The sequence below is a fragment of the Pseudanabaena biceps PCC 7429 genome, from assembly GCF_000332215.1.
GTDB lineage: Bacteria > Cyanobacteriota > Cyanobacteriia > Pseudanabaenales > Pseudanabaenaceae > Pseudanabaena > Pseudanabaena biceps.
Window position 1 is genome coordinate 1 of the sequence record NZ_ALWB01000232.1, and the last position, 9,477, is coordinate 9,477.

Genomic DNA, 9,477 nt, shown 5'->3' on the forward strand with positions numbered 1-9,477 from the left:
CGGCGCTTCGCGCCGCAACTCTCTATTGGGTTTGATGTCCTGACTTAAGTGAATATAGCTCGTTGGCTGAGCGAAGTCGAAGCCACAGGTTTTAATTAAAGTGAGTTTGGATAATTTGAAACGGGTTTTGAGAAAGGGTTTGCTACGCAAACCCTTTCTCAAAACCAAAATTAAAAGCCTTGCTATGCAAGGCTTTTAATTTTGGGCTTTTAAAATTTGCCAGCTTAACCCAAACTGACGTTACTTAGGAAATAGATGGAGCGTCCAGTTACAGGGTTGTTGCAAATCACCAAAGCGACCATTTGCCCAGTACCAAAGGGCGAGGCGAGTCCGAAAAAATCCGATTACCAAAAAATGACCTTGGGGAATGGCAACACCATATTTACGCCCATCGGTGGGTGTAATCTGCCAAGGGGTATCGTTGCCCTTAACCAGCAATTGCGAGCGATGGTAGATATTCTGATATTGCAGAGGTAAGGCAAATATGGCATAAACATGATGCTCGCCGCGCCAAGGTTCAGCCAAAATCTTAATTGGATGAAATTGCAAACTATCGGATTTACTTAGGCTATCTGTCATAGCTGAACACCGCTGGGACTGGGCTGATGGGTCTATCTGAGAAGATGTGGTCTGGGGAGACAAGGCGATGACTGTAATTGCCGAGATACTGACTAGGGCTAAGGCTATAACCGCTATGCATAGGAATTTATTTTGAGCCGACCAGTTTTTCATTCACAGGTTTCAAGGCGAGTTAATAGTAGGGCGATCGCATCAATGTATTGCTTCAATTCCTTTGACGGAAGATTGCTGTTATTAATGATGATACTGAAAATAACTTCGCGATAGTGTGGCGGACTAGCATAGCCAGATAGGGCAACAGCTCCTGTCAATCCCCCAGTCTTGGCTTGAATTAAGCCCTGTGCATCAGTGTTTTTAAATCGATTAGTTAAACTACCATCAACACCAGCGATCGCTAAGGATCTACGAAAATGGCGATCGCTAGCCATACTTTGTAAAAGCTGCACGATCGTTTTGGGGGTGGTCAAATTCCGACGCGATAACCCCGAGCCATCAACTAATAGAGCGTTATCAGGGGGGATATTGATCGATTGTAAATACTTGTTAACGGCGAGCAAACCGCCCGATACACTGTCATCGGGAAGGACTTCATGGAAGCGATCGCCCAAAGCACGTAGTAAGAGTTCGGCGTAAAGATTGTTGCTATTTTTGTTGGTGATACTGATTAATTCAGAAAGCGGCGGCGACAAAGCGATCGCCAAATCTTGGATCGGGGGAAGTTTTTGAGCTTGGTTACTATTGTGGTTACTATTACTGTCTAGCGAAATGGTAATGCCCTGCGCGATCAGTTCTTGGTGTAAAAGGGCTAACAGATTGGCTTCGGGATCGGGAATTGCCACACCGCCAAGCTCAGGTTCAGATTTTTCGGGTACTTGTCCTGTGATGATCGCCACTTTTTGACCATAGGGACGAATCACTTGTAAAGTAGATACCTCATCGGCTCCGACAGTGATTGATTGATTGTCTACCCGCCAGTCGTTTGCGAAGTTGGGCTCTTCCCATGCAAAAATCGCAGGCTTACCGATTGCAGAGGGACTCACTACCCAATCGAGAGCATTTTCATTAATGGTAAATGGTGAAGCCTTCGCTCCATAATATTCCTGTAAATCTCCCCATTCCCAATTATCGCCAATCTCTGCCCCCTTACGGGCTGTCAAAGTCCAGATTCCGCCATTGATCTGCTTTACTCCTTTATTTTTGAGTTGCGTGACTAGGGATTTGAGTCCTGTCGCCGATTGTAAACTCGGATCACCTGAAGCAACTAACCACAGTCCATTATCGATTTCCCCCCTATCATTAGGCAGATTGTGCGACATTAATCGAGTCGCAAAGCGGTAGTCAGCCCCTAAAGTTTTGAGAGCGGTCGCTGTCACAAATAATTTGGTATTGGAAGCAGGTATAAAATAGCGATCGCTATCTAGACTTGCCAATATTTGAGATTTAGTCTCATTAGTTTGGATAAAAACACCAATGCGTGAGTGATTTAATTTAGGGGATTGGGCAATTTTTTCTACCTCTTTTTGCATCTGTGCAGGACATAGGCGATCGCTTTGAGCTTGAGCGGGAATTACTACGATTAAGGAAGATAAAATCAGTGCAATCTCAGCAAATAGACTGTTTTTCATTAAGAAATAGAATGAAATTGAGAGAGCTAACAGACTAGCACAAAAAATAAATAGAACCTCTATCGTGATGTTTGATACCAAGTTAAGAAATGGCGTTGCCATTTCTTATAGCTGCCGTCAATATCAGGATATAAAACCCAAAATAGTGTTGCCGCGCGGAGCGCGGCAACACTATTTTGGGTTTTAATTTTGTCCTAACAAGACTGGCGGCAGCTATAACTTGAAAACCCTTATACTAAACCTCCAAAGATGATTAGCGGCGCTTCGCGCCGCCAATCATCTTTGGAGGTTTGATTAGCTTAAAACCCATAAATAAATAGTCTGTTCTCGATCGCCTATTTTGATTTTTTCCATTTGACTAGGAGGTAAATCCCCCAAATCATATTCATAGGAAATCACCTTTGTCCCTGCTTTTAGTTTGGATAAAATTTCATTACGAACGCGGAGATTTGCCTCTGGCAAAAGGTATAGCGTAACCACCGTAACATCCCGCAAATCTGCCTTAAAAAAATCTTGTTGAATAAATTTAATCCGATCGCGAATTGTCGGTGTTTTGGCGATCGCTAATTTTAATTCCCGATCAGATTCGCGGATTAGTTCGGGATCAATCTCAATACCGATCGCTTTAGCCCCAAACATCTGAGCCGCAGCGATCGCAATTCTGCCATCGCCACTGCCCAGATCACACACAACATCGGTTTCTTTGACATTTGCCATCTGGAGCATTTTCTGAACTGCTGCCATCGGTGTTTGTAGATAGGGAGCATCGGGAAGGCGCTCAGGCTCAGATTCCTTGGTGACAGTACTAGCAACAGTTGCAGGCGCAACGGTCTCTAGCTGGTTGGGGGAAGATAGAGGACTATTCACAAAAAAAGCATTGCAAGCCAATAAGGTCGAACAGGTAATCACAGCCATGAAAACAAACCGCATCAAGGTAGCCATAGCTGCTTATTCAAACCCTAATTGTTGCAAGACAGCCATCTGGGCTTCTGGCTGTTGACTATAGGCAAAGCCCCAAGGCATCTGCATCGGTAATAGGGGCAAAATCTCATCTAAGGTATAGGGACTCCCATAGAGCACCACTGCTTGCAATTTATTGTCTAGGAGCATTAACTTAACTAGATTTTGAATTTTTTGAAGCAGATTTGTATTCCCTCGGAATGGATTGCCGCGACTAAAGATTTGGATAAATACTTGTGAGAATCGATCATATTTCAGATTTTCTAGCATCAATCCATCGGCAATAATGCGCTGATAGCCATTGTGGTTGGGCAATCGTACCGCAGGCGATCGCCTATGCAGGAATTCTTCACAGGTCAAGGGATCGTCAACAACAATCAGATTGAGATAGTTGGCATCTAACCGCTCTTGAGCGCTATTTGATGCCAAGGTGGAGATAGAGGAATAAACATTAATGGACTTGGTTGCAATTTGAGCGGCAATATCTAGATGCTCAGGATTACCAAGTTTTTGCAGATTTTGCGGAGTCCCAGCAATCTTTTGTTTTGCTTTCCAAATCCTTTGGACTGAAGCGCGAATTTGCGCTTGCGAGATTTCTTGATTTTCTACCGCCGCACAAATGGCGTGAATTGTAGCGATCGGATCGACGGGCATAAGTAATATATCTACACCCGCTTTGACGGCTTTAACGGCAATCTCCTCAGGGCTACCTAAATTAGACACCCCTGACATGATCAGAGCATCCGTAGTAATAATTCCCTCAAAGCCAAGTTCATTGCGTAAAATCCCCGTGATAATCCGATGGGACAGGGTCGCAATATTTTGAGGATCCAATTCTGGGACAAAAATATGGGCACTCATAATTGCATCGACTCCCGCCGCGATCGCATTGATAAAGGGCGGAAATTCGACATTATCAAATCTCTGGCGATCATGAGGAACCACGGGGGTCTGTAAATGGGAATCTACGGAAGTGTCCCCATGCCCTGGAAAGTGCTTTGCTGTGATCAAGACAGGATATTGCTTTGCACCAGAAATGAATCCTCTCGTCGCCCCCATGACCTCACCCACGGTAATCCCAAAGGCACGTACGTTAATTACAGGATTGTCAGGATTATTGTTAACATCGACAATTGGCGCGAGCATCCAGTTAATCCCGATCGCCAAAGCCTCCTCCGCCGTAATTTTCCCCATGTCCTCGGCATATTTCATCGACACCGCCTGCAAAGCCATCGGGGGTGGGAACCATGTTGCACCACTAAATCGCTGTCCTACCCCCTCTTCAATATCTGCGGCGATTAGCAAAGGTATCTTTGCCATAGATTGTAATTGGCGGGTTCTCAGAGCGACTTCGGGGGCGCTACCACCCAGCAAAATCACTCCCCCCACCCCATATTCTCCGATCAGAGTTTGGAGTTTGGCATTGGATAATTCCCATTCTGGGTACTGGATCTGGTGGTCGTATAGCATTCCACAGGTACGCACCACCACCATTTGAGAAACTTGCTCAATTAGGCTCAGGCTATCAATATCGGGCAAGTCGATCGATGACATAATTTACTAGATTTACTAACTAGATTTACTAAAAAGTAGTATTTCGCAGGAGAAAGCCAGAAGATCACTCTTCACAAGGAAGATTTTAACAAGGTAGGGTTTAAAACTCTAGCGCAAAATCTTTCCTTGTCATTGGTTGAGGTACCTCTAATCCTTCGCCACCGATATATTTTAAGGGCTTACCCTCAACGGACAAATAGACCTTAGCATCAGGCTCTAGACTAGTCGCAGTGTATAAAACCTGAATGATCCGTCCTTGCATTGATGCCGAACCGCCACCTTTCGTAAAGTCTTTGGAAAAATTAATCCGAATTTCCTTATTTTTGGTAACTGCACTCAATACTTGGGTGTTGGCGGGAATAGCACTGTATAGCTTGGATTCGGGTGGATTCTCGGAAATCAAGGTTTTAATTACGGAGACGATCGCTTCGTCATTACTTTTGGCTTTAACCGCGATCGGTACGGCAACCAGCTTATTCTTGCTTGATTCAATCCAATAAACTGCCAATTGTCCATCAACGGCTCGAGTCGCAGTCGGAGACTGACTGACTTGATTGATGGAGCTTGGCGCAGATGATTGGGGATTTGGTTGATTGTTCAGAGTAGAGTTAACCAAAATTGCCGCACCAGAGCCACCTACAACAGCCGCCGCTACTAAACCTAACCAAGTATTTTTACTTAAAGTTGGAATTTTCATGATTTCGCTCCTCGACTTTGACTATTTGCATCATACTCTTGACGCAAACAAACGGGGATTAGCTCCTTATATCTCCATAAATATCTCCATAAAAAGCGATCGGGGGCGATCGGGATTTGGGAAACGTCACGCGCCCAAACCTCCGCTGCTTAGGGACTTACGCCAAAAAAATGCAATATAGTGGCAATTTATAAGTTACCTTGAAGAGCATTGCGCTTTATTAAGTAATACACAAGTTAAGAAATGGCGTAGCCATTTCTTAACTTAAAAACCTTTACTAGGTTGAGTTTTTACAGCGCTTTGCGCTCAAACCCAAACCAAGGAAATATTTGAAAGCGTTGCTTCGCAACGCTTTCAAATATTTCCTTGTGGTTCGTTTAATCGATAATTGCTGTAATTCACGCAAGTGTTGTCACACTTGTGTGAATTGGCATAAATGAACTAAATAGGAAATAAACCCCAAGAATTGACTGGCGGCGCTTCGCGCCGCCAGTCAATTCTTTTTGTCTTAAGTCAAGGGACTATAGCTATAAAAATCAGAGGCTAAAACCGTAGCGCCTGCGCTACAGGTTTTAGGATTTTATAGCTGTCGCCACCTGATTCTTGATTTGCAATCGGTTAAGGGTTCTGGCAATTTCCTCAACGCGAATGGGTTTGCCAATATGATCGTTCATACCGACAGCCAAACAATTTTGAATATCTTCTGCCATGACATTAGCAGTCATGGCAACGATCTGCGGTTGGAGAGGAATATTGCTATCCTGTCGAATTAACCTAGTTGCCGTTAATCCATCCATCTCAGGCATCTGCATATCCATAAACAGAAGATCGTAGTTTTGTTGATATACCATTTCTAAGGCTTCCACTCCATTATTTGCGATATCGGCAATATATCCAAATCTTTTTAAATAGAGAGAAGCTATTTTTTGATTTACTTCGTTATCTTCCACAATGAGAATTTTGAGAGGAAATAGCTCGGCCATGCAACTCAGATTTTGATTGGCAGCATCCAAAGCAATATTTGCCGTAGCGATCGCCTCAGAATTTATATTCGGCAAATCAATCGTAAAGTAAAAAATTGCCCCTGAGGTTGCTGAGGTGGTTGCGCATTGCCAGCCGATCGGGGGTTCCCCTGCGATTGAGCCTTTACTATCAACCCAAATTTTCCCTCCCATAAACTTGACCAGATATTTGCAAATAGCCAGCCCCAAGCCAGTACCACCATATTTACGACTAATTGAAGCATCGGCTTGGGAAAAGGGCTGAAATAATCGACTCAGGCGATCGCTAGATATACCAATACCCGTATCTTTGATCGAAAATAGTATTTGGTTTAGTATTTGGTTTGATGATTGCGGGGATCTGATGCATTTGACCAATAGCTCAACTTCACCTTTTTGCGTAAACTTGATTGCATTACCAATTAAGTTAATCAAAATTTGATGCACTCGCGCTTGGTCACCCACGATCGTAGCGGGAACGTCAGTAGCGATCGCATACTTTAGTATATTTGCTTGGTTAGCAGCTTCCGTACTCAAGATATTAAAAGCTGATTTCACAGCATCCTTAAGCAAAAAAGGACGCTCTTCTAATTCTAGTTTTCCCGCTTCAATTTTAGAGAAATCAAGAATATCGTTGATTACAGCAAGCAGAATATTGCCGCTATCTTGAATTGTTTGGACGTAATCGAGCTGATCTCCAGTGAGTGGTGTAGACGCAAGCAATTCAGCCATGCCAATCACCCCATTCATGGGAGTACGGATTTCATGGCTCATATTAGCAAGGAAGTCACTTTTGGCTCTCGTCAGGGCTTCCGCAGCTTCCTTCGCTTCCGCCAGAGTGATTTCCGCTTGTTTCCGTTCCGTAATATCTCTTGCAACCTGAATCACCTTATCCTCAGCAATGGGAGAAATGATCGCAGAGAACCAGACATCTCTCCCATTCATCTCTAAGGGATAATCAAAACTAATAATCTGCTGGGTGGATAGGGAATGATGAATAGCATCGACAATAGTTTGAGCGACTAAGGGAGGCAGTTCTTCATAGATTGATTGCCTGAGTATTTCTTCGGGATTTCCCAGTAAGTTATTACCACTAGTAGGTACAATTTTAAGACATTTACCTTCTGAATTGCGGATTAGCACCACATCTTTCATGGCAGCAAATAGAGCTTTCTGCTCTGAATAGGCTTCCTGTAACTTTGTCTGTTCCTCTTTTAAGACAATCTCAGCCTGTTTGCGTTGCGTAATTTCCTTAATATAGCCATGCCAGAGAATGCTGCCATCGGGTTCCCTTTGCGGTGTGGCATTTCCCGCTACCCAGATTGTCCGACCATCATCGAAGCGCACCCGATATTCACATCCCCACACAGTGAGATTTTGCGCGGAGTTGATGATGCTCTGCCTGACATAATCTAAATCTTCAGGATGGAGGCGATCAAAAACCTTAGCGGCATCTTGACTCACCTCTTGGGATGAGAGATCGTAGATATCGCGAATCCCATGACTTGCATAGGGAAAATGGGAACTACCATCGGTTCTCAGATGATATTGATAGATAAATCCTGGGACATTATAGGAAATTTGTTCTAATCGTTGTTCTGAATCTACTTCCGATGTAATATCTCTCACAATCACTAAGGCTTCGTGATCATTAATTGCCGAGATGCGGACTTCTTCGGAGGCAAGTTTACCAAACTTAATCAACTGCTGCCTATAGACTTGCAGTTGATTGGTGGCGATCGCTCTTTCGATCGCTTGCAACTGCCGTTCTAGACATTCGGGTGATAATAATTCCGATAGGTGCTGACCGATCGCTACAAACTGATTCGCATCAATAGAAGGGGAAATCATACTGTCCAGACAAGAACCGTCACGACTGACCCGCAACAACAAATCTGGTATTGCCTCAAGAATAGCCCGCTGTCTCGCCTCGCTCTCTTGCAAAGCCGATTCAATTTGATTGCGCGTCGAGATATCTGCATTGCGGATTGCCATTCCTAATTGAGTAGCAATATTTTTGACGAGGCTAATCTCTTGGGTTTGCCAATACCTTGGGCGATCGCATTGATGCAAGATGAGCAATCCAAATAAATTTGGGGATGATGGCGATCTAGTCGTGATGGGCATGACCAAGTTAGCCCTCACCTGCATCTTCGATAACCAGTCGGCATAATCAGGCTCTGACCTTAGAGCCTGATTATCTTCAGTATCTTCAATGGTGCTAAAGGCTCCATTGAGATGGGCTTCTACATGTTTGCGCCAGATAAGGCGATCGCTAGTTACACTTCCCCCTTTTCCAAAATTTTCAAGAATTGATGACCAAGCTAAGTCCACAGACTCAGCAATGATTGCACCATCCTCCTGTGGCAAGAATTGATAGATTAATACGCGATCACATCCCAAGATATCCCTAGTTTTCCGAACAGCAATATTTGACATTTCCACTAAATTAATGGATTCATGCAATTGCCAAGAAAGTTCAGTAAGGCTATCTAAAGCTTCTCCGAAGCAAATTTCCACATTATTACCTAGAGACATACAAAAGTCTTTAAAAGTTATGTCATTTTTAAGATTGAGATCGGCATAAATCCATATAAATGTAATTTTGCAACAATAGAAATTTCTCACATGATAAACATTTTACAGTGCTTCACTTAGTAATAGATATTACTAAGTCATACATTTATTAAGTAAGTGGGCTTAATTGAATATAAAGCCCTAAAACCTGCGGCGCACGCACAGCGTGCGCCGCAGGTTTTATATCTAGATTTTAATTATGCTGAGGTACTTATACTGGAATACTTAATACTGGAATACTTAATACTGGAATACTTATGCTGAAATACCTATTTAATTTATAGAAATTCTATTTCAATTAAGTTCAATGATTTAAGCCTAAAAGATGAGTGGTAACCCAAAGCGTTACCACTCATCTTTTAGGTTCTATCGCAATCCCAAATAAATTGTGAGAAGCATCGACTGCGCTGAGCGATCGTATGCCGATCGCTCAGCGCAGTCGATGCCCAAATTTTTCTCACATAGCAAAAAGGTGAGTGGCGGC

The 9,477-nt window shown here is 43.4% G+C and carries 6 protein-coding genes; all 6 read right to left on the minus strand.

Going from position 1 to position 9,477, the window contains the following annotated elements:
• Nucleotides 1–240 precede the first annotated feature (240 nt).
• Nucleotides 241–732 carry a hypothetical protein gene (locus tag PSE7429_RS23885; RefSeq protein WP_009629007.1) on the minus strand — a complete coding sequence of 164 codons (492 nt, stop codon included), beginning with the start codon at nt 730–732 and terminating at the stop codon, nt 241–243.
• Nucleotides 729–2,204: a D-alanyl-D-alanine carboxypeptidase/D-alanyl-D-alanine endopeptidase gene (gene dacB, locus PSE7429_RS19245; protein ID WP_040689617.1), complete on the minus strand. Its 1,476-nt coding sequence runs from the start codon at nt 2,202–2,204 to the stop codon at nt 729–731. Before dacB ends, PSE7429_RS23885 begins: the two co-directional genes overlap by 4 nt.
• Before the next feature lie 294 nt (nt 2,205–2,498).
• Complete coding sequence (locus PSE7429_RS19250; protein WP_009629009.1) at nt 2,499–3,146, minus strand: methyltransferase domain-containing protein; 648 nt, start codon at nt 3,144–3,146, stop codon at nt 2,499–2,501.
• Between the two features lie 6 nt (nt 3,147–3,152).
• Nucleotides 3,153–4,718, minus strand: a complete 1,566-nt coding sequence (locus PSE7429_RS19255; RefSeq protein ID WP_009629010.1) for a glycoside hydrolase family 3 N-terminal domain-containing protein — start codon at nt 4,716–4,718, stop codon at nt 3,153–3,155.
• A gap of 100 nt (nt 4,719–4,818) precedes the next feature.
• Nucleotides 4,819–5,415: a GerMN domain-containing protein gene (locus PSE7429_RS19260; RefSeq protein ID WP_009629011.1), complete on the minus strand. Its 597-nt coding sequence runs from the start codon at nt 5,413–5,415 to the stop codon at nt 4,819–4,821.
• A 572-nt stretch (nt 5,416–5,987) separates the two neighbouring features.
• On the minus strand, nt 5,988–8,954 hold the full coding sequence (locus PSE7429_RS23890) for an ATP-binding protein (RefSeq protein WP_009629012.1): 2,967 nt from the start codon (nt 8,952–8,954) through the stop codon (nt 5,988–5,990).
• Nucleotides 8,955–9,477: the final 523 nt, after the last annotated feature.

Coding starts and splice junctions, on each gene's coding strand:
- PSE7429_RS23890 (WP_009629012.1), bottom strand. CDS start 8,954: ATGTCTCTAGGTAATAATGTGGAAATTTGCTTCGGAGAAGCTTTAGAT.
- PSE7429_RS19250 (WP_009629009.1), bottom strand. CDS start 3,146: ATGGCTACCTTGATGCGGTTTGTTTTCATGGCTGTGATTACCTGTTCG.
- PSE7429_RS23885 (WP_009629007.1), bottom strand. CDS start 732: ATGAAAAACTGGTCGGCTCAAAATAAATTCCTATGCATAGCGGTTATA.
- PSE7429_RS19260 (WP_009629011.1), bottom strand. CDS start 5,415: ATGAAAATTCCAACTTTAAGTAAAAATACTTGGTTAGGTTTAGTAGCG.
- PSE7429_RS19255 (WP_009629010.1), bottom strand. CDS start 4,718: ATGTCATCGATCGACTTGCCCGATATTGATAGCCTGAGCCTAATTGAG.
- dacB (WP_040689617.1), bottom strand. CDS start 2,204: ATGAAAAACAGTCTATTTGCTGAGATTGCACTGATTTTATCTTCCTTA.